We start from the raw sequence: 21,464 nt of genomic DNA on the forward strand, positions 1-21,464 counted from the left end.
CGTCGATGAAGTCGACTATTTCTTGTGTTGGCGGTCGAGCTCCGCCCCGAAGAAACTGGCCGCTCGTTTCAGTATTTCGTTGGCGCGCTTGAGTTCTCGGTTCTCCTGCTCAAGTTCTTTGATCCGGGCCGACTCCGCGGTGGACACTCCCGGTGCATACCCGTCGTCGATGTCGGCTTGACGCACCCAGGAGCGCACGGACTCGACCCCGTAGCCGAGCTGACGAGCCACCCGCGAGACGGTGCCCTGCTCGGTGCCCAGCTCCGCGCGCAATGCCCGCACCATCCGCACTGCGGCGGCCTTCTCCTCCGGGCTGTATCTGCGACTGGTCGGCTTCTTCCCCGACGACGATTCCGTGGGCATACCTGCATCCTCGTTTCCAAGGTCAGGAGCCTCCGGGATTTCCAGGGCGTTTCAGACCGGCCCACAGCGGGCCCTGGAAAACCGTCGAGGACGTCGAGCTGGCCACCCTGGGGTGGGTGTACTGGCACAACACCAGCCGCCTCCACAGCTACCTCGCTGACGTTCCTCCGACCGAGTTCGAAGCCGCGTTCTACGATGCACAACGGACCGACCAACCCCTGGTCGGAATCCAATAACCCGAGCCTCCGACAGAGTCAGGGCGTTTCACTGATCGTGCAGCAGACCCCATCGAACGCTGCCCGCTCAAACTCCAGCTATTCAATTGGACTTGGTCGTTGCACCGACGTGTTTCGGTTGGTCTAGGAAGTGCAGACAGAGCGGTTTGCCCCTTCTTGACCACCTGATCCGCCGGTTTGGCCACCTATTGGCCCGCATCCGAGCTCGTCGCGGTGGCTCACACAGCGTCGACGGTGGCTTCGGTGGTGTCTTCCACTTCTACGCTGAATTTCAAAACCGTATCCTGTCCCACCGCGGAGTGCGGTAAGTACAGGGCGAACGCCAGGATGAGACCTCGCTCGGCGGAAGCTCCCGCTGGCGACTTGGTCGATGCCTGCGGGTCAAGTTGAGGCTTCTGCTCTCTAACGAGGTAGACAAGGGCGACGCCGCGTGTGGGCTTCCACCATTGTGCAAGCGGCCTTCCTTTGGGGGCATGGGGATTGACCAAGGGCAGCACGAGATCTCGATGCTTTGGATCCGTGATCTCACCGAATTTCTGGACGAACTCTCCGCCACGAGCTCTCCGATCGCGGTTGACGATCCTCCGTGTTCCGACGCCGGAGAGCTTCACGTTCTTTTCGCCTGGCTGGGGAAGAATGACAAGGAAGTCCTTCAGCGGCGAGGGTTTCTTCTTGAGTAGCTGTCGATAGTGGGCGAGTTTCGGGTCGACCGAAGTGATCTTGTAGTCATACATCCATTGCATGTCGTCGATCACGTCGATCAGCCGCTGAGCGTCGACAAGTCCGGCAAAAGCGCGCAAGTTGTTTTGGTCGCCCGCGGGGAATGCGATGTCCTCATCGCAGGCGCTGAGAAGCGGGCGCCAAAGATCCAGGTTTTTCCTTTGAGCGTCGAGGTGGTGTGGATAACCTGCGGGGCTGAACACTCGGTCGCTCTGTTCTTTGAGCTTTGCGTTGAACATTTTGTTCCCCGCAGTGGGCTTGAGCCATGGAAGATGCTGCCACACGAGAGGCGGTATCTGCGAAGGACGGACTCGGGGCTTGTCGCCATCCCATTCGGCGTAGATAGCGAGTTGGTCGCGGAACGCCGCTTCATCGAGAGCGATCGCCTCGAAGGCTTTGTAGAGGTCGACCCGTTTTGTGGCATTGAACCTGGCGTCCCGGTCGATGAAGAGCCGCACCAGGTCTCGGTATCCATGACGAAATCCAAACCAGCGGCCCATCTGAGTGAGGGAGTCAGCCATCTTGGCGGTTCGCCGGAAGTAGGTGACCGTCAGTCCCTCCACTGTGAAGCCCCGACTCAGCTTCGCGCCCCCGACGAGAACCCGCCATGTGCTGTTGCGGTCGAAGTCCAACTGCTGCTGCAATTGTTGAACCTCTTTGTCACTGTTCACCACCAGAACCGGGTTGTTGTTATGTTCAGTGATGCGGCCGACAGCTTTTGCGATGTAGGGTTTTAACGCGTCGAACTCGGGGAGAGCCGGCACGTTTTTCTCGCGCCGCGCCTTGGACACCCGCAAGACGTCGTCGGTGTAGAGGCTCCGCAACCGCTTCATTCCGGCAGGAGTGGTGAAACCGGCGTCGCCCCACAATTCTCGAATGTCGTCGGCGAGTCTCTTCTGGTCGGCGGTGCGCACCGATTCGTGGATGAGCATGGTGTGATGCCGAAATTCCGAACCCCCCTTCCGCGTTGCACGGTAGAGCTTGCACGCTCCCGTGAGAACGAACATGTCGAGCGCCCTCGACAGCTCCTCCATTCGCTCATGTTCGTCGTCTGGACTGTCCGAGGCTATGAGATCTCTGACGTAAGCGTCGTAGTTGCTGTTGGCGGCTGTAGTAGGCGGCTGGATCTCCTCGAGGTCGTGGAAGTCCTCCACGCCCATGTAGCCATCCGGCCTCGGGAGGCTGAGCACGAAGTCCTTGGGATAGATGTCCTCGGGGTCAGACGGGTCGATGAAGACGTTGGCGAATGGAGTCGCGGTGTAACCGACGTATTGGGCGCGCGGCATTAGCGCCAACATTTCGGCGATGCGTGCGTTGATCGCGCGTCGCTCTTTGGCTTCAGACGATTCCTTCTGCGACTTCTGCGGGTTGACAGTGTTCACGGAAGCCTGGTCGGACTCATCGTCGATGATGAGGACGGGAATCTCGGCGAATGCCTTTTTATTAGCCTTCACGTCGGAAACGATTTTCTTGAGAACCGTCGAGTTCTTCTTCGTCACCACGAGGCGGGCGGCTGTCGAGAACAGGTTCACCGGGTCGTACAGAGGCTTGCTGGCTTGGAACCGCTCGAGCTTCAGATTCACGAATTGCTTCTGATAATCGTGCTTATGGCTGGTGAGGCGAATGATCTCCGTGGGCCTCGCCTCCTGCTCGAAGTCGAGGAAGCGCCCTGCCTGCCAGTCGCCATCATCCTGGTAGTCGACGTGTTCGGAAGCAGCTTCGTCGGGAGTGAGGTCCCCGAGGATGTTTTGTTTCCCCAACATCTCCATGTCGATCCGACGCTGCGTCTGCGCTCGGAGCATCTCGATAGTCCCGGTCATAACGATCACCAACCGGTAGCCGGCATCGATGGCCTTCGCGATCACGCCGGTGAAGTTGGCCGTCTTCCCGCTCTGGACGTAGCCGACGACGAGACCCTTGGCCTGGTGACGTTCCATTCTCGTCGGGTCCGCCAGTCGTTCCACGACACGGGTTGTGGCGAGATCGAGTGCGGTGACGTTGTCCTGGGGCCATTTTCGGACTTGAAGCAAGTAGTCCATGTAGTGCGACCAGTAGAAGCTGTGCGAGTTCGCCCGTTCAGGGGTGTACCAGTGATTCCATTCTGCTGTGACGATCACGCTCGTGTCGACGAAAATTGGTCTTTTGGCTAGCAGCTCGGCTGCGGCCGACTTATTGAGCCCGAGATTGGAACAGATCAAGTCTCTTCTCGCGGGTGTCGACGGAGCTGTCCCGCCCGTCCACTCAACCTTGTCCGACTCTGCGTCCCATTTGTGAACCTGCATTCCCAACGCTGTCAGCAACGGGTCGGCAGGCGACGCATCTTTGATCAAGGTCGTTAGATCGCCCGCACTAACACGTACCCCGTGGTCGTCGGCGTCGGGCTTGACACGGGCGATGAGGTCCTTCGGCGGCCCGTTGCCGATAGCTTTGAGCACACCGAGAAGCGACGAAGAGAGCCAGTCATGAGTCATGGGGATTGCCCTGGTAGTGCGATGGGGAACAGCTCGTCCTGCGCGGTGAGGCCTTCAAGATGAATGCGGTAGCGTACATCGGTGATGCGTTCGGCTTGAGGAACATTGGCGAACAGCAGCTTGCTTGTCAGCGCAGGGAATTGGTCGTCGACGAGATAGAAATTCGGTATTGACCGGAGCCTCCAACGCGATCGATAGAGGTCGGCGTGCCGGTCGTAATAGCCAGCCGATTCCAGTGTGCAATTCAGCTCCGCCATCGGCATTCCGGGACGTGTGCGAGCGGTCTGCACGATCTCGGCCAAGCTCATGCCAGGCTCGGCCCCAGCCGTTGTTAACTGTATCGACAGCAGTCGAAGAGCGCGTCCGGGAGATGGGTACAGCTGGGCCAGGCTGTTAATCCAGTGCGATCGCTCCTCGAAGGTGGTGGTCTTCACTTCCAAGTCGCTATCCGGCAATCCGAAGTCGTGTTCTTCTCGATCCGGACCACGCCAAGCTTTGACCGCCTCTTCTGGGCCGAGCTGGGCAGCAAGGGAGAGTAGCACCAGGAGTTCGCCGAAGAGACCGACTTGTTGCTCGCGGGACAGTCCGCCACGTCCTGCGAGAATCTCGCCTAACCCGCTCAAGACTGACAGAACGGCCTCGGTGAAGGATTCGCCTTTGAGCTGAACGCGATCAAGAACGGTGCAGAAGACCGGATACACCTCGCTGAGGTTGTCCTCATAGGCTACGTCGAGACGGTGCCAGACGATGCCCGCCTGGTCTTCAAGCGCATAATCGAGGTTCGCCAGGCTTTGAACATCGGGGCCCGGCACGTTATCGGTTGCTTGTACCAGAAGCGTGATGATGTGCTGGCCCGGCGATATTTGGATGCGACCGGGCGGAGTTCCCTCCGCTGGAAAAACGCCCGACACCCCTTCGGCCGCGTAGGTTTCCAGGACGGTGGGCGGCACATGCCTGTCGGCGGGCTGCTCGGACATGGTCATTCGTACTGGCTCCCTTGCTCGGCTTCGGCCGCCGCAGTGAGGACCTCGCCCCAAAAGTCGCGGTTCTCTTTGTCTTTGGGGCCCATGGCCTGCCCTCGAAATAGGTCTTCGTAGAGCAGAAAAAGGAGTGCCTTGACTATTGGGGCGTCGTTTATGCCAGCTGGATCACCGTGCAGGACGGCGCTGCGATAGATGTTGTTGAGCCACAACGTCCGGTTCGGTCGATCCACCTCGACGAAGTCGTCGCCGCTTATGCGCTTCCACCGGATGCGAATCGGATCTTCGCCCTCGAGCAGTGGTGACTCGCGTTCGATCGCTCGCTTCACCCGCGGATGTAGGCCCGGTCCGGGTGGAAGGATCTTCGTGCGTTTGCGTTTTCGAACATTGCCCTTCTTGAAGGCTTGTTCGGCGTCGTTCAGGTAGTCCCGAAATGAGACGCGGCGCCCGTCGCTTGCCTGCTCGATGGCATGTACCAGGTCTTCGGACAGTTGCACGCCTGCCTTTTCGACGCTCATCTTGAACACGTCGAGATGCTCGTCGATGTCGATCGCGACCCGCGCGAGTCGGTACGACTTCTTTTCGTGTATCACGCCCCCCCAGCCGCCTGCCATGAGTAGACGGTTCTTGCGGTACAGATAAAGACCCTGGAAGTTCTCGACAGGCTTTCCGTACAAGCGGTATTGGTGCGAGTCGGATCGGGCTGGCCAGATGCAACAACGCAACACGACCTTGCTGTCGGCGAGTTCCGCCACGAGATCCTTCGGGTATCCCTGGCATCCGGTCCTGCGAGCTGGATATGGGAAGGGATTCACGGGCTCGATCATCACGGGAGGTCCTGATTCATCGTCGTCCGCCTCGTAGGCATCGACGGTTATCTGCACGTCCCCCCGCTCAAGTAGTCGGTGGTACACCATCCCGAGGTGCCATCGCAGCGCCGCGACCTGCTTGTCGACGAACGCTGTCGTCACCGCTGGATCCCGCGATTGCGGGAAGCTGCGGCAGTCGTCCCATTGCACGACGGTCCCTGTCTTACCGGTGATCCCCGGTCCGACGAGGCGGAGATACTGTCCTAGTCGGTGGGACACAGTCTCCGGGTTCAACACGTCCACGTCGAAGTCGCGTCCCGGTCTCTCCCGATACATCCGACGACCCTGTGCCTGGCTGCGAGTCCGCTTCGACATGACCGTCAGGGTCGAGGCCTGGCCGAATGAGGCGGCTTTCAGACCCATCCCGTAACGACCATGACTTGCCTTCGCCACACTCTTAGGCCGACCGAGCTGCATAGCAGCGTCAATCCGCGGCTCATCCATCCCTTTCCCATTGTCGACGATGAGAAGCTGCATCACCCGGCCGGAGTGTAGGACGAAGCGGACGAGGACCTCGTTCGCTTCCGCGTCCAAACTGTTGTCGATGAGGTCCGCGACAGCCGCCTCGAAGCTTTGGTTCAGCCCAAGCGCGCGGAAGATACCCGGATTCGGCGGCACGCGAATACGGCGAACAGTTTCAATCGGTGTCGCCCTTAGATCGGTCATCCCACTGGCGTCTTCCCCCCTTCAGCATTTCCAGCAAGTTCTAACACACCGCGTTGACTACGACGGGCGGATTGAATTCAGCGAGATCTGCACCGTCGCCCGGGACGATCTCGACCGGCGGCGTTGTCGAACGGTCGTGCGGGGCATTCTGCGGTTTCGCTGAAGTCACGCCGCGAACCGATGTGCCTCGGCTTGGATGACGAAAGCTGACCGGAGACGTCCATAGAGGCTGCTGCTCACCACCGCAATCCGCCTACTACCCCCGCCGAAACATCTAAGAGAGTGAAAAGCATGTGGTCGACCATCATTGCCGCGACTAACCGTCGCGCTCTCTTGCCTTGCGATGGGCAGCTCTTGCATGACTTCCGAGGTTGGAGATGGTTCGAAGCACGAAATCAATCGGACGCTGGCGGCTCTGCTCCGCAGCGGCGAGTTATCCGAATCGTCGAGGCATCTAGCGACGCCCTGGTGTAGAGCATGGACCATCACGGCTAACAGCGACGCAGGGCACATGCTGGCTGGGCGGCCAAACTCAGGCCTTCCGTCGACACAGACTCACCTATTGCGGGCTTTGGTTCCGGCGCTCGTGCCCGGCATCGTGGCGAGGCGTCGCTGCTTGGGCTTCTCTTCTAGGCGTCGCGGCGTCGATCCGTCGGTGCGTAGGCAGACCCACTCCGTGTGGTTTGCGATCACTACGCCGCCGAGATCCAGTGCACGGGTTCGGTCGGCTCTCCAGTGACCGTTGAGCACCTCGAAGCCCAGGTTCCGCATATTCTGACGCGTCTCACCTCGGAATCGACGAGCTTCATCGATCTGCTGGCCGATCGATTCGATGGTGTGTCGCCTGATGACGACACCTTCGCAGCGCAGGAATAGCTCACGCGCACGGGCATCACCTCCCTTATGGCCCAGGATCGCTTGTCTGTCCTCGTCGGGGAGCTGAAGCAAGAAGTTGGGCGGAAGTGCATTCGTCCGGGGAACGAGCCATCGTATCTCGCCGCGCCCCTCGGGCGACTGGATCTTGCGCTTCTTGTCTTGGTTTCCGCCCACGAGGATGTCCTCCCGGATCCGAAGGACTCCTACGGCAAACTCGCAATCGTCATCGCAGGCCCAGACGAGCAGGCATACGTGCCCCACGGCCTCGCGCGGTATCTCCCATCCGCCCCAGTTCTTCGACCACTTGCAGTCGACGTCGACACCGTCGATGCAGTAGTCCATACGGTTCGGCCCGCATGCCAGATCGAAGCGCGCGCGAATAACATGCTCGACTTTCACCCCCACATAGGCCTGCTCCTGCTTTCCGCAGTCGTCGAGGTTCCAACGACCCGTGCGTGGAGTGTCGATCACCTCATCGATCGCCGTCCGTACGCACATGCCAAAGGTCTGCTCGAGATCGCCCTGCGACTCAAACCATTCAGAGACCCGGTCTAGTTCCGGATCAGCTCCTCGTGGCGGCGGCGGCACCCAAGTGAGCATGCCAGCGAGCCTCGAGGGCATCAAGGCCAGAGCCAGCGGATAGAGCACGACCAACGCTTGCGGCACACTGCAACCATGTCGCCGGACCCCGGCGCCGCCGACCGCCCGCGTCGACTATCCCGCTAACTCGTCGCCGTGGCCGACCTCTGTGTAAATGCGTCCCGGGCGGGCCTGACAACATTGCCGCCGGCCTAGGAGTTGTGCTCGTGCGGCGGTTCGGTTGAAGACCTCGTGCGGCTCGGGGCGAAGAAGCCCGTCGCCAATCCTCGCGCGCCTACGGCCAACCTCGATCAACGGCTCGACGGAGGGGAGCTGGTCGCGGTGAACGGCATCCGGGTATGAGCACGACGCGTCCGGCAACCGTGAGTCAGGCAGGGTGGCATTGTCGAGCGCGACGACCATTACCGGTTACGGTGCGCCGAACTTAACTGCACGACAGCGATGGCTGGGATGTGGCGGAAACCGCCGATTTCCAAAAGAGCGGCGCCACGAGCACCGGAACACTGATCAGCCGAGCGCTGCGCGAATCACGCGTGCGACGGCTGCGGCCAACCCAACAGGCACCGCATTGCCGATTTGTTTGGCAATCTCGATTTTGGAACCGCACCATGCGAATGATTCCGGGAAGTCCTGCAGCAGTGCGGCTTCCAGATGTGTGATTACCCGATTTACGCGCTTGCGCGGATTCTTCCGGTCCCACTGCGGGTGAAGATACTGCCCCTTTTCGGGCTTGAAGAATTCCGTACGGATCGTAAGCGAAGGGGCATCCCACCGCATACGTCCCATTACGTCGGTTGTGCCGGTGGGCTTGTTCCGCCAGCAATCCGGCAACAATTCGTCAGGAAGGTCGAACCTGCCGCCGCCAGGTGGGATGCAGTCGTAGCGAAGTAACGACGATTCACGCGGGTTCCGGCCGAAGTGTAAGTCGAGCCATTTGAATTCACCCGGGACGACCTCTCCGAAGAAGCTCGTCCGAGTGTCCGGCAGCGAGGTCGTCGAAGGCCGTTCCGGCAACTTCCGTATTCGATCCCTAACAGTACTCCACGGCTCGAGTCCGGGATTCGGGTGTCTTGCGTGCGTCGGCGCTGGCAGGTCAATTAGCCCCATCCGTGACCCGATGACAATTGTCCGGGGTCTCCGCTGTGCAACACCGTAGTCCGCAGCAAGCAAGACGCCATGGGATAGCTTGTAGTCGCTGATCATCCCATTCTTGGCTTCATCGATCAGCAGCTGGAATTCAGCGCTACTTCTAAATCGATCGACGTTCTCGATGACAAACACCTGGGGATGGGCCTGTTCGACCACCTGCAGGTAGCTCTTCCAAAGCTTGTTTCGCGGGTCGTCGACGTCCTTGGAGCCAAGGTTTGAGAAACCTTGGCATGGTGGCCCCCCGATGACTATGTCGGCCTCTGGCACTCCGTCCGCGAGCGCGTCGTTGATATCGCCCCAATAGGTGTGGTCTTCACCAAAGTTCGCCGCATATGTTGCGGCTGCGCAGAGGTTCGACTCAACGGCTAACACCGGCCTGAAGCCGTGACGAACGAAACCGGACGTCATCCCCCCACAACCTGCGAAAAGATCGATCATCGTCCGGGGCTTGGGCACGCCGACATCGTATTGGCCCCCACCGACAAGTGACGTGTCGGCGCGCCGTTCCTACGCTAGACGGATGACTGAGTCGTGGGCCTCCTCTCCTGCGACCAGGGCTAGCATGCGGTCGAACAAGAGCAGAGACACCAAGCCTGAGGTAGCGCTACGCTCAGCTGTGCACCGACTTGGCCTCCGGTACAGGGTGTCGGTGCGACCACTAACGAACCTGAGACGCACAGCCGACCTCGTCTTCCCGAAGCAGAAAGTCGCGGTCTTCCTCGATGGATGTTTCTGGCACGGGTGCCCTCAACACCACACCGTAGCGGTAACCAACGCTCGGTTTTGGGCTGACAAAGTCAGCGGCAACATGGCACGTGACCGCGACACCGACCGGCGGCTGTCAGACGCCGGATGGGCAAGCATTCGGATCTGGGAACATGAAGAACCCCAGGCCGCTGCCCTTCGCGTCCGCGATGTCGTATTCGCGCGGAGGGATCAGGGCCAGACCGGCCAGTAGGTAGCCCGGAACACAGGACGTCGTCCTCGCCCTTGAAGCTGATCGCACATCGCGACACGCTCTTCAACATCTAGGCTGCGGCTTGTCAGTAGTGCGTCTTGGACCTACCGGCCGACAGGGAGCCAGCATGACGCGCGCTCAGCTTCACCCCGGACGTCTGCGGTGTTTGTTACGTTCCACGAGAAGTTACATGGCGTCAGGAGCGGCCTTGAGCAACATCCACGACGAGTTGTCTGAGATGTGGATTAAAGGCGTGTTTGAGCCAACGATTCACTACATTCGGTTTCCAGTCTTCAAGAACTTGGCTCCGAATATGACGATAGACTTCAGCCATCCAGTTACCGCCCTAGTCGGGACGAATGGATCAAATAAGACGGCGATTTTGCGCGCGCTGCAAGGATGTCCAACCGGAAATGATCTCGGCAATTACTGGTTCGGTACCGCAATGGATGCAATTCCAGCGGAGGCACGTCATCGGTTCATCTATGGTCGGAATTCTAATTCAGTCGACGGAGTCGTCGAAGTTGTTAAGACACGCATTGGCCGCCGGCGAAGCAGCAGGTCCAGGAAAGAAATAGATCCCGATTTATTTGAACCAAGTCGGCCTTTGACCAACCCGCCCGATAGTATGGAGAGATACCCCTTCAAGGAGACACCTCCAAGTGATGGATCGAAAACCCGGTGGAATACTATTGATAAAGAGGTTCTATATCTTGACTTCCGTTCGCAATTATCCGCATTCGACTGGGCGTTCTACCATGCGGAAGCGTACCATACCGGATCGCTCACTTTTCTCCAGGCTCTGCGATTACGTAAAGCGGCAATACGAAAGCGATCTAGACGACTGGCCGCCGCAATTAGCGACAGCAGACAGTCCGATGTTTGGTATGGTATCGAACGAATTATTCAACCGATCCACGACGTAACCGCGGAAGAACTTGGCGTTATCAAGGCTATTTTGGGAAGGGACTATGAGTCGATTCGCATCATTCATCATCGCTATTTCGGCAGGCAGGGTGGTTGGACAGTACTGATGAAGACTTCTGGTATCCAGTACTCGGAAGCCTTTGCCGGAAGCGGTGAATATGCAGCTGTAATGCTAGTTTGTTCCGTGGTTCAGGCAGCACCCAAATCTCTGATTTTGCTAGACGAGCCTGAAGTCTCCCTCCACCCTTCGGCCCAGCGGGCAGTAGTGAATTTTCTGTCGAACACAGCCCGTCAACGCCACCATCAAATAATATTTGCGACGCATTCTCCCGAAATGGTTCGCACGCTTCCCGTGAACGCGATCAAGGTGTTATCGATCCGAGCAGACGACGGGAGGGTGGATATTCCATCCCAACAGGTTGCGCCTCATGCCGCGTTCGAGGCCGTCGGCGCTTCGTACGACCACCCCACGGTGGTTGTTGAAGATCGCCTCGCCGCGGCGCTCGTCGCGCGCGCGATCAAGGACCTCACAATTGCACCATCCGTCGACGTAAAGTTCATCCCCGGAGGCGCCGCTACTCTGTGGAGCCATTACCTTCCGATGTGGGCCCACGATGAACGCGAAAGCCTGCTGTTGCTTCTAGACGGCGATCAATCTACCGCGCAGCCACCAGCCTCGGGTCAAGTTGCGCCAGATGATTTGGAGTCGACGGTCGTTGATGCATTGAAAGGCAACCAACCAAAATTACCGTACGGAGCTAATGAGAAAGACAGCTCCACGCACCGCGCTGAGTCACTTCGTAAAGTGCTCGACTGGCGGGGTTCCTTCGTGAGCTTCTTCCCTTTTGATACCCCAGAAGAGTTTCTGCTCCGTGCACGTGCCAGTCGCCTTGGCGAGGGTCCCCGAGAGGAACAAGCGGCCGATAGCAAGGCGGCATGGAGTGACATCGCCGCCAACGAGTTAGGCCGGCAAGCGTCAGGTGACGAAATATTTGTGTTTCAGCAGGCCGAGATAAACAAGTTGCCGTCTACTAATGAGTCAGTGTTGGCTATCGCGGCGATTGTCCAGACGTTTGTAGAAGGAGTCAGGCCATGAGACCGGACGAAGTTTCGGTCGTTGACTTTTTTGCTGGTTGCGGCGGCACTAGCATGGGGTTCCGTGACGCCGGGCTCAACGTTGTTGGGGCTATAGATCATGATCAGGACAGTGCCAATACATTCAAGGCAAATTTTTCTAATATTCCCGTTCTGACGCGTGATATTCGAGATCTAGAGGTCGATGAAGTCGAGGCTCTCCTCTCGGGCGGAGGAGTTCGGATGTTTTCTGGCTGCGCCCCATGTCAGCCATTTTCACGACATAACAAACACAAATTTAGAGGAGATCCTAGAAGGACGCTGTTGCAGCAATTTCAGCGTTTTGTTTCTGCTTTGCACCCAGAGCTCGTAGTAGTAGAGAACGTTCCCGGCCTCCAGTCGACCAACAATAGCGAGCCGCTGCGCGCGTTTCTACGTGAGCTTGTCAGGCTGGGCTACGACACCGAGTTAGCAGTACTCCGTGCACTCGAATTCGGAGTGCCCCAAGAGCGACGACGCCTGGTGATCGTCGCTTCACGCATCGGCATCGCTGCATTGCCCCGACCGACCCATGTCGTCACAAAGCGGCCAGCCCGAACAGTGCGAAGGGCGATCGGCCATCTGAGGCCACTCACCGACGGCGGCGTGGACAGGTTCGATCCTGACCATGCTGCAATGCGTCTGTCCGAAGCCAATAAGGTCCGTATTCGAGCTACGCCGGAGGGTGGCGATCGCCGCAACTGGGATCGAGCGCTTCTATCCGATTGCCATTTGGCCCATGGCGGTCACACAGACGCCTACGGTCGCATGTGGTGGGACAAGCCCGCGTCAGGCCTGACCACCCGCTGCCTTTCTTATTCGAATGGGCGATTTGGTCACCCGGAACAAGACCGTGCGATCAGCCTCCGTGAGGCGGCCTTGATCCAGACTTTTCCGCAATCATTCCGATTTAAGGGCTCGCTTACCTCTCGGGGGCGGCAGGTCGGAAACGCAGTACCACCCGTGATGGCAAAGCGCATTGCCCAAGCGCTACTCAAGTCTCATTGAGAGGACCATGACGCTATCTGGGCCGTCGCCAGCAAAAGTACTGTGTCCGATCCAACGCCAGCCGAAACATTGAGTCACAGTGGCTCAAGCTGCATTTTACGACGGCTTGTCGTACCCATGGCTGACAGTTGGTTGATCGAGGGCCAGGGTTGCGGGGCGTGTATGACTCTCGATGGATGACCTTCAAGACCTTTATGGGTCGGCATTCGGCGGCCCTGGTACTGAGCTGAGTGAGCATCTGCTCCGACGCCACCACCAGCGTGCCGCGGCGTTGCGACGAACCCAGTCGGGCCACTGAGCCAAGTCGCTATAACCAGCGATGACCAAATCGATTCAGGCGGGCCGGGTGAGCTCGAATTCGCCACCAAAGGATTATGAGCCCGAAGCCTCCGCGAGACGCGATCTGGACCGGTCGAACCAACGAATTCAAAAGGAGTTCACGTCCACGGCCGCGATGGCAACGCCGACAGCCACCCATCGGAAAGCAACTTGAGCAGCTGCCCATCCGGGTCACGGATCAGCGCCATCGCCTAGGTCACCGTGCCGTCGACCACCGCTCCCCCGAACTCGACGACCTTCTCCAACGCGCCACGAAGAGCGGACACCGAAAACGACATATGGTTCAGGCCAAGCTGATCCCTCACGCGTTCCTAGGCGGTATGGACCTGACGTTTCGAGTAGTCCATGAGTTCGAGCATGAAGCCGTCGCGCACCAAGTAGGTCGCGTGCATCCCAAGTGGCTCGGGAAGCCCCACAAGCTCGGTTGTGGGCCCGTCGGGCGGATCAAGTTCCCACCATAACTGAAATCCCAACACGTTCTCGTAGAACCTCCGCGACCGCTCGTGATCGGAGAGACACAATCCGACGTGGTTAAAGGTCGTCCGGTGACCAGTCATCGCGGCCATTCTCGACAGAACCGACGAGCGTAACAACGTCATCGAAGACGCCATCGTCGACCGACCGCCACCCCGACACCTTCAACCTTAACGAGCTAGCCATCAACGCCGAGCTCCGTCAAAGTGCCCGGCGGCGTAGAACGCGAATTACGGTTACCTCTGGTGGGCTACATCGCTGACGGGCGAAAAGGCGGCCCCACTCGAGGAGCACGACGCAAGGAGCGACATGAACAGCGGTCACAACCCGAGCGAACCGACCTCTGCCGACTGGCACCTCGCCACCCTCGCTCACGTATGGAGCTACCAAAACAGGGCGATCATCGCGGGAGCTGACCGGCTCGAGGCCCATTCCCCGGCCGACCGGGCGCGCTCGCTGGAGGCGCTCGGAGACCGGGTGCGCGCCCTCGTCGCGACACTCGACGACAGCTGGCTCGTCGCAACGGCCGTCTTCATGGTCGACGATCTCTACAAGTCCTGCTTCCGCGAGTTTCGCTGGTCACCGGGCGTCGCCGACTACATCGCCGGCAGCGCGGGCGTGTTCATGCACGCGTTCACCGAGCGCGGGTTCGTGCTGAACTATGTCATCGACAACACCGAGTCAGAAGCCGACCTCGCCGAGCTGCTCACCTATGTGCCAGAAGTCTTCCGAGCGGCGGGCCTGCGTGTCGTCGGACCGCAACTCATGGCGCTCGAGATCATGGAGCGCATCGAAGGTCGACCCCGAGATGTCGCCACGATCCCGTCCACGATTGATGAGGGCCAGCACCTTGCCGAAGAGTTCGTCACCCAGTGCCACACGGATCGTCGGTCCTACGTGTACCTCAATCTGCAACTCGCCGAGGACAATTCGCGGCAATCGCTCGACGTTGCCCTGTCGAACACCGACGCACCCGGGGCGCTAGTGGTTTTCCGCAATCAGCCTCCGGCCGCCGGCACAACGGTGGAAGTCTCCGCGCCACCCGGAGTGACGATGCCAACCGTCTGACCCGGACTGCGCCCGGCGCTTCGGGTCAGCCAGCCGGATCCAGTTGAGCGACAACCTTTCCGACCTGCGCTGACCGCTCACTGCGTGCGATCCCACCTCGGTCGCATCGCCCGTTGGCCGTTCAGGTCGCGGCGTTGGCTTTCAGCGAGTCCAGGGCGCCGGCGCTGAGCCGGGCGAGTTCACCGGCCTCGTCCGGGGTGAGGGTGGCCGCGAAAATCTCGGCCATCCGGCGGTTGGTCGCCTGCTCGACCTCGGCGTAGCGGTCCTTCTTATCCGCGCCGTCGGCGAACGGCTCGGGCCAGCCGAACATCGCGGCGTACTGATGCCCCTTGTTCAGCATGTGCGCTTCGATGGGGGTGATACCGGAAATCGTGAGGGCATTGAAATGCACACCGCCGCGCAGCTCACGCAGGATCTGCATGACCTGCAGCGCCCGCGCGGGCGCGTCGTCGGCCAACGGCATGGTGCGCCAGCCCGCATACAGCGGCAGCCCCCCGTCCGGTGTCACCGCGATGATCTTTTCCCCCAGCGCCGCGATGCGGTCCAGCCCTTCGGCGCCGGCCAGGTGCCTACGGCCGAAGCCGGCGAACTGCTCCCAGTACACCTCGGCCGCGCCGCTCGCGCCGCGGACCGCGACGCCTTCCTCCCACATGCCCCGCAGGAACGCGGGCTCGAACGCCACGAACACCGAACTGACCGCGACGCCGGTGGCCTCGCCCAGCACTCCGCCGCGGCCGGCAACGTATCCGGCGAGCGGGTTCTGGTAACCGGCCGCGATGCTTTCGGCGAACGTCTCGGGGTGCAGCATGAACACCGCAACCGCTTGTTCGATCGGCGAACCCGCGGCGACGGCGGCGTCGAGCACCTCGTTGTGACTCATGGCTTTTCTCCTAATCAAGCTGTCGGTTCATGCCGGTGTTCCCTGCTGCGTGGGTCGACGCTACTCCTGGCGATCGCGGCGACGACTTCGAGGACGTCGGCGGCCTCTTTGACGAGGGCGTCGGTGGCCGTCGGCGATGAGTTCGTCGACCTGGCCTTGACCGAGACGGTAATGGCGTGGGTGCGAACAGAAGCTTCCAACCAGTACTCCCGCGCGTCTCGCCGCCCGATTTACGGCCTTGGTGGCAAAGCCGACAGCCACCCATCGGAAAGCAACTCCAACAGCTGCCCGTCGGGATCCCGGATCATCGCTATCGCCTCGGTCACCGTCTCCTCGACCACCGCTCCCCCGAACTCCACGACCTTCTCCAGCGCGCCGCCGAGATCGGACACCGAAAACGAGATGTGCGTCAGCCCAATCTGATCCATGACCCGTTCCGAGCCGGCATGGACCTGACGTTTCGAGTAGTCCATCAGTTCGAGCACGAACCCGTCGCGCACCAAGTAAGTCGCATGCACCCCGAGCGGCTCGGGAAGCTGCACCAGCTTGGCGGTGGGGCCGTCGGGCGGATCCAGCTCCCACCAGAACTGGAACCCGAGCACATTCTCGTAGAACCGCCGCGACCGCTCCCGATCGGAGACGCACAGGCCGACGTGGTTGAAGGTCGTCCGGTGACTACTCATCGCGGCCTTTCTCGACAGAACCCACGAGCGTAATAATGCAAAGATAGTGCAGATAGCCGAGCGCCCGGAATGGTGGAGGCCCGACCAGATGACAACCCGTCCCGACGTCACCGACGACGCCATCGTCGACTTCGACCACCACTCCGACGCCTTCAACCTGAACGAAAACGCCGTCAACGCCGAGCTGCGCCAGAGATGCCCCGTCGCTTGGAACACCAACTACGACGGATTCTGGTACCTCAGCAGCTACGACGCCGTCAGCCGCACGGCCAGGGACGGCGACACCTTCGCCCACAAGTACGAGCCCCACGCCGCAGACGGCGTCGACTACCAGGGCGAGATGGGCGTCCCGCGCCCCGAAGGCCAGCCGGCCCTGGGCATCGGCGAGGTCGACGGCCCCTACCACCAAGCCCTACGGCACGCGTTGGCCCCGTTCTTCTCCCCCGGCGCCGTCCAGAAACTCAAGCCCTTCATGGAACAAAAGGCGCATGAGTTCCTCGACCAGAAAATCGAGGACGGCCGGATGGACCTCGTCCTGGACTACGCCAGCCCGGTCCCCGCCATCCTCACGATGAAGCTGATGGGCCTGCCCCTCGACAACTGGCACCTCTACGCCAACCTCTTCCACTCCGTCATGGCCGTGCCGCAGGACAGCCCGGCGTACCTCGACGCCATCGCCAAGGTCCCGAAGATGATGGAAGAGGTCCTCGAGTACTCGGCCGGCAGACGAGCCAAACCGACCGACGACCTGACCAGCTTCCTGCTTCAGTTCGAGGTCGACGGCCGGCGCCTCACCGACGAGCAGCTGCTCAACATCCTGTGGAACCTGATCGGCGGCGGTGTCGACACCACCACGTCGCAAACCGCGCTGACGCTGCACCACCTGGGCACCCACTCTGCGCTCAGACAACAACTCATCGACCGCCCCGAGCTCTACCGCACCGCCACCGACGAATTCCTGCGCTACTTCTCGGTCAACCAAACCCTCAGCCGCACAGTCACTCACGACGTCGAGCTCAACGGCCAACGCCTGAGCAAGAACGACAGAGTCGTCATCAGCTGGCTCTCGGCCAACCACGACGAAGAGGAATTCCCAACGCCCGACGAGATCATCCTGGACCGGACCCCCAACCGGCACGTCGCCTTCGGGCTCGGGCCGCACCGCTGCATCGGATCCCACCTCGCGCGGCTGATGGCCGAAGTGATGCTCAAAGCCGTCCTCGACCGCATCCCCGACTACCAAGTCGACGTCGACAACGTCCACCAGTACCTGGGCAACCCGAGCATGACCGGGCTGGGCACGCTGCCGGTCACCTTCACCCCCGGAGCCAAGCGAGGGTAGATGCCAGACAACGCCCGCGGACCCGGCAACCCGATCACGCACGAGAGATGACCGCCTCCTACCTGCGCTGGATAGCGGCGAACGCGGCCAAGCCACTCGTCCATGCCTACCGGCGCACCGGTGCCGACGTGCCGTTCGGCGATCCGGTTCCGTCGCACAGAACGGAAATGGAGGGCTGGTTCTGGCGCCTCACCGACGCCGCATCGGGCCGCGTCGTCGTCGCGCTGTGCAGCGTGAACCGGCACCGCGACGGCGACTGGGCCACCCTGGCGGTCGCGCTGCATCCCGGCGACGTGGTGCGCTCCGTGGCCCTAGACCGTGCCCACGCCGAATCGTCCACGTTCTCCGTGCACGCGGGAACCGCTCCCGACTGTCGCCTGGCGGCGAGCACCGATCGGCTCGAGATCGACCTCGACGGCATCCGCCTCGATCTGCATTTCACCGATCCGTTCAACTGGCCCAAGGCCTTTGGTGGAGGCGGCGTCTTCTCGTCGGTCCCGTTTCTCAACCAATACTGGCATCCCTACCGGCTCGGCGGAAAAGCCAGCGGCACAGTCGAATTCCGCGACCGCACGTGGTCGTTCAGTGATGCCCGGCTGTACACGGAACGCAACTGGGGCGCGGGCTTCCCCGAGCGCTGGTGGTGGGGGCAGGCGCACGATTTCGCCGACGCGGACGTCTCGGTCGCGTTCTCGGGGGGCCTTCTTCAGCTCGGCCCGATCCGCAGGGACGTCACCGGAGTCGTCGTGCGACTCGGCGACCGCGTCATCCGGGTGACCCCGCCGGCGCCCGTGCGGTCGGAGGTCGGCGACGGGCGCTGGACTGTGTCCGCGCGCACACCCCGCTACCACATCGAGCTGGACGGAGACGGCGCCCGCGCGGATCCGCACGTCCTACCGGTGCCGCTGCCCGCGCAGCGGCGCAACATCGACACCGACTTCGAGCACCTCGCCGGCCGATTGCATTGCAGCGTGCGGGAGTACGGCCGGGTGGTGTTCGACGGCACCTGCGAGCTGGCCGGCCTGGAGGTCGGCAGCCGGCCGGCATAGCTCGACTCACGGTCCGTACCGCCTGCCACCGCCCGGTAGAGTCACGAACTCGTGCAGATCGCAGTGACAGGTGGCACCGGATATCTGGGTGCGCACGTCGTCCGTGGCCTACTGAATGCCGGCCATCAGGTGCGGCTCTTGGCCGAACCCGGCTGGGACAATCCCGAACTGCTGCGCAGGTTTTCCGAAGTCGGCTCGATAACCGTGCTCACCGGCGATGTTCGCGAGTCCGACACCGTGGCCACGCTCCTGGACGACTGTGACGCCGTGCTGCACGCGGCCAGCGTGGTCGGGACCGACAACCGGCGCGAGAAGCTGATGTGGGAGATCAACGCGTTCGCGACCGAGTCGGTCCTGCGTCAGGCCCACGACCGCGGCCTGGACCCGATCGTCACGATCAACAGCTACAGCTCCCTGTTCTCGCCGGCGGTCCCGGTGATCGGGCCCGACACTCCCACCGCGGCGGGTAGGTCGTCCTACGCCAAGACGAAGGGCTACGCCGATCGCACGGCCCGGCGGCTGCAAGACGAGGGGGCGCCCGTTGTCATCACCTATCCGTCCAGCGTGGTCGGTCCGGCCTTGATGACGGCCCCCGGCATCACCGAACAGGGCTGGGCGCCGATCATCCGCGCGGGTGTGGCGCCGCGATTGCAGCACGCCGGAATGATGATGGTTGACGTGCGTGACGTCGCCGATGTGCATGTCGCGTCGATGCGGCCGGGCCACGGCCCCAAGCGGTACGTGTGCGGCGGCGTGATGCTGAGCTTCGACGAGATGATCGGCGCGCTCGAGGCCGGCTCCGGACGTCGCATCAGGCGAATTCCGGTGACCGGCGGGATGTTTCGGGCCCTGGGCAGGATCGCCGACGCCGTCGGGGACCTACTGCCACTGGGGGCCGGATTCAGTTTCGAAGCGGCACAACTGCTCACCGCGGCGACACCGACCGACGACTCCCGCACCCTGGCCGAGCTCGGGGTGACCTGGCGCTCGCCGCGCGAGGCGATCATCGCGACGTTCGCGCCCCCCAGCGGAGAAGAAGCCTCGTTCAGGCCGTAACGCCGGGAGTCGCCGCCAGCAACCGGTCGAACGTGTCGGCGAAGCCGTCGACGATCGCCTCATGTTCGGGCACAAGGGTTTTGTCGCAGGCGATGCCCACGGTCACGTCACCGTTGTAGGTGAAGATGCCGAAGCTCATGGGCTGGTTGCCCGACACGGGTGCCCACCCGACGATGCCCTCCACCTTGCTGCCGGCCAGGTACACCGGCATCGGCGGGCCGGGCACATTGGTGAGCGTGCCGATCGTGCGGTTGGTGAACAGGTCCACCGACGCTTCATAGATCTGCCTGTTGAACCCGGCGATGGTCTCCTGCAGGCGAAACGCCACGGCCGCCTCGTGGCCGTGCTTGATCCGGTTCATCCGCCGTTTGGCCACGGCCAGCACCCGCAGGGGATCGGGCTGATCGGTCGGCAGTTCGAGTTGCACGAGGGCGAACTCGTTTCCGAGATTGTCGGGCAGCGTCACGTCGACCGGCTTGAGGTTGACCGGGACCATGAAGGTCACCGCGGAGCACCGGGCGTGTTGGGCCTCGAGGTAATGGTGCAACGCCCCGGCCACACACGTCACCAGCACATCGTTGACCGTGCACCGGTTCGCCCTGGCGACGGCCTTCACCTTGGCCAGCGGGATCGGCTCCGACCATGCCACCGCTTTGTCGAGGCCCGCGGTACCGGTCCACAGGGTCGCGTCGTTGCGGGTGCCGACCAGCAGTTTGCGGACCGTGTCCAGGTCACCGGGCGCCGACGAGAACACGTCGACCAGCGCGCCGCTGCCGGGCACCGCCGCCCGCAGGGTCGCGCGGACGGATTCGACGATGCCGGACACCGCCGCCCGCGCCGACATCGTGATCGTGTGGCCGGCGCCCACCGGGTTCTCCGCCGCCAAGCGACCGAAGTCGTTGGCACGAGCGAGCATTCGAGGCAGTCCGGCCGCGGTCGTCACGGCGCCTGCCGCCATGCCCGTCGCCCGTCCGACCGGGTCGCCCAGCATCTCATCGACGATCGACCTCGCGCGCCGCGCCGTGCCCGCCGCCCGCACCGCCGCGGTCCGCAACCGGTCCTTCATCGGCCGCCCCGGCGGGTGGGGCCGCACCGCGTGCTGCACCACGTCGGGACCACGGATGGGCCCGCCCTCGGGCGACGCGTCGAACAGGCTCATCGCCAGCTCGACCATGCGCATGCCGTCGGCGACGGCGTGGTGGGTCCGCATGATCATGGCGCTACCCTCCCGGTAGCGGTTCACCCAAATGCTTTTCCAGAGCGGCTTTTTGCGGTCGAGCATTTCGGTGTGGTGGCTTGCCACCAGTGCCTGCAACTCGCTGCGGTCGTCGGGGTCGGTGAGGTCCACGACCGTGACGTGCTCCCCGAAATCGAAGTCGTCGTCGATTTCCCACCACCACGAGCCGTCGGAGTCCTTGACCGCCAGGCTGCGGAACACGGGGTAGCGGTTGGTGAGGCGCTCCTCGATGACCCGGCGCACCCGGTTCCAGTCGAGCGGATCGGCCGTCCAGACCACCGTGTCGACGACCATGAGGTTGTTGGGGCGGTCCATCTCCAGCCACAGGTCGTCCTGGATGCCGAGCCGGCGTCGCTCTGCCACCTTGCACCTCCACGACCTGCAGGTACCCGAGTCTTCA

The 21,464-nt window shown here is 61.9% G+C and carries 15 protein-coding genes and 3 pseudogenes; 8 read left to right on the forward strand and 10 right to left on the reverse strand.

Translation table 11 applies throughout. The annotated features are described in order from the left end of the window. Positions 1–363 (reverse strand): annotated as a pseudogene (locus AWC03_RS16610) (transposase); the annotation flags it as partial. Positions 364–419: 56 nt separating this feature from the next. Between AWC03_RS16610 and AWC03_RS27030 the strand changes: the two are divergent. After that, positions 420–599: pseudogene (locus tag AWC03_RS27030) on the forward strand (IS3 family transposase); the annotation flags it as partial. A gap of 218 nt (positions 600–817) precedes the next feature. Here AWC03_RS27030 and AWC03_RS16620 read toward each other — a convergent pair. The 5 genes from AWC03_RS16620 to AWC03_RS16640 all read right to left on the reverse strand — a co-directional run bounded on the left by AWC03_RS16620 (position 818) and on the right by AWC03_RS16640 (position 9,386). After that, entirely contained in the window at positions 818–3,790 is a 2,973-nt protein-coding gene (locus AWC03_RS16620) for a Z1 domain-containing protein (RefSeq protein ID WP_085241827.1), read from the reverse strand. Next, on the reverse strand, positions 3,787–4,773 hold the full coding sequence (locus AWC03_RS16625) for a PD-(D/E)XK motif protein (RefSeq protein ID WP_085241828.1): 987 nt from the start codon (positions 4,771–4,773) through the stop codon (positions 3,787–3,789). Before AWC03_RS16625 ends, AWC03_RS16620 begins: the two co-directional genes overlap by 4 nt. Beyond that, positions 4,770–6,305, reverse strand: coding sequence for an ATP-binding protein (locus AWC03_RS16630; protein ID WP_085241829.1), 1,536 nt, complete (start codon positions 6,303–6,305; stop codon positions 4,770–4,772). The genes AWC03_RS16625 and AWC03_RS16630 overlap by 4 nt, the downstream gene beginning before the upstream one ends. Positions 6,306–6,860: 555 nt before the next feature. Beyond that, complete coding sequence (locus AWC03_RS16635) at positions 6,861–7,847, reverse strand: NaeI family type II restriction endonuclease (RefSeq protein WP_085241830.1); 987 nt, start codon at positions 7,845–7,847, stop codon at positions 6,861–6,863. Between the two features lie 441 nt (positions 7,848–8,288). Beyond that, entirely contained in the window at positions 8,289–9,386 is a 1,098-nt protein-coding gene (locus AWC03_RS16640) for a DNA cytosine methyltransferase (RefSeq protein ID WP_249025905.1), read from the reverse strand. Positions 9,387–9,450: 64 nt separating this feature from the next. Here AWC03_RS16640 and AWC03_RS16645 point away from each other — a divergent pair, with 64 nt between their 5' ends. The 3 genes from AWC03_RS16645 to AWC03_RS16655 all read left to right on the forward strand — a co-directional run bounded on the left by AWC03_RS16645 (position 9,451) and on the right by AWC03_RS16655 (position 12,936). Beyond that, positions 9,451–9,888, forward strand: a complete 438-nt coding sequence (locus AWC03_RS16645; protein WP_085241832.1) for a very short patch repair endonuclease — start codon at positions 9,451–9,453, stop codon at positions 9,886–9,888. Positions 9,889–10,096: 208 nt separating this feature from the next. Then, entirely contained in the window at positions 10,097–11,911 is a 1,815-nt protein-coding gene (locus AWC03_RS16650; protein ID WP_158089977.1) for an ATP-binding protein, read from the forward strand. Then, the gene (locus AWC03_RS16655) at positions 11,908–12,936 is read left to right on the forward strand and encodes a DNA cytosine methyltransferase (protein WP_085241834.1); all 1,029 of its coding nucleotides are present in this window, start codon (positions 11,908–11,910) and stop codon (positions 12,934–12,936) included. The genes AWC03_RS16650 and AWC03_RS16655 overlap by 4 nt, the downstream gene beginning before the upstream one ends. 437 nt (positions 12,937–13,373) lie before the next feature. On the opposite strand, the pseudogene AWC03_RS16660 reads toward AWC03_RS16655, so the two are convergent. Next, positions 13,374–13,832, reverse strand: a pseudogene (locus AWC03_RS16660) (VOC family protein). 226 nt (positions 13,833–14,058) lie between these two features. Between AWC03_RS16660 and AWC03_RS16665 the strand changes: the two are divergent. Then, complete coding sequence (locus tag AWC03_RS16665) at positions 14,059–14,817, forward strand: hypothetical protein (RefSeq protein ID WP_085241835.1); 759 nt, start codon at positions 14,059–14,061, stop codon at positions 14,815–14,817. Positions 14,818–14,938: 121 nt separating this feature from the next. Here the strand turns inward: AWC03_RS16665 and AWC03_RS16670 are convergent, their stop codons facing one another. Further along, on the reverse strand, positions 14,939–15,697 hold the full coding sequence (locus tag AWC03_RS16670; protein ID WP_085241836.1) for an SCO6745 family protein: 759 nt from the start codon (positions 15,695–15,697) through the stop codon (positions 14,939–14,941). Between the two features lie 230 nt (positions 15,698–15,927). Further along, entirely contained in the window at positions 15,928–16,380 is a 453-nt protein-coding gene (locus tag AWC03_RS16675; RefSeq protein WP_085241837.1) for a VOC family protein, read from the reverse strand. Between the two features lie 88 nt (positions 16,381–16,468). Between AWC03_RS16675 and AWC03_RS16680 the strand changes: the two genes are divergently transcribed. The 3 genes from AWC03_RS16680 to AWC03_RS16690 are packed head-to-tail and all read left to right on the forward strand — an operon-like array spanning position 16,469 to position 19,827. Next, positions 16,469–17,722, forward strand: coding sequence for a cytochrome P450 (locus AWC03_RS16680; RefSeq protein ID WP_085241838.1), 1,254 nt, complete (start codon positions 16,469–16,471; stop codon positions 17,720–17,722). A gap of 47 nt (positions 17,723–17,769) precedes the next feature. Then, the gene (locus tag AWC03_RS16685) at positions 17,770–18,771 is read left to right on the forward strand and encodes a tocopherol cyclase family protein (protein WP_085241839.1); all 1,002 of its coding nucleotides are present in this window, start codon (positions 17,770–17,772) and stop codon (positions 18,769–18,771) included. 51 nt (positions 18,772–18,822) lie between these two features. Further along, positions 18,823–19,827 (forward strand): NAD-dependent epimerase/dehydratase family protein, encoded by a 1,005-nt coding sequence (locus AWC03_RS16690; protein ID WP_085241840.1) that lies wholly within the window; start codon positions 18,823–18,825, stop codon positions 19,825–19,827. Here the strand turns inward: AWC03_RS16690 and AWC03_RS16695 are convergent. After that, positions 19,817–21,427 carry a WS/DGAT domain-containing protein gene (locus AWC03_RS16695; RefSeq protein ID WP_085241841.1) on the reverse strand — a complete coding sequence of 537 codons (1,611 nt, stop codon included), beginning with the start codon at positions 21,425–21,427 and terminating at the stop codon, positions 19,817–19,819. The two genes, AWC03_RS16690 and AWC03_RS16695, sit on opposite strands and share 11 nt — an antisense overlap. Positions 21,428–21,464 lie beyond the last annotated feature (37 nt).

Source organism: Mycobacterium europaeum (genome assembly GCF_002102155.1).
In the GTDB taxonomy this organism is placed as follows: Bacteria; Actinomycetota; Actinomycetes; order Mycobacteriales; family Mycobacteriaceae; genus Mycobacterium; species Mycobacterium europaeum.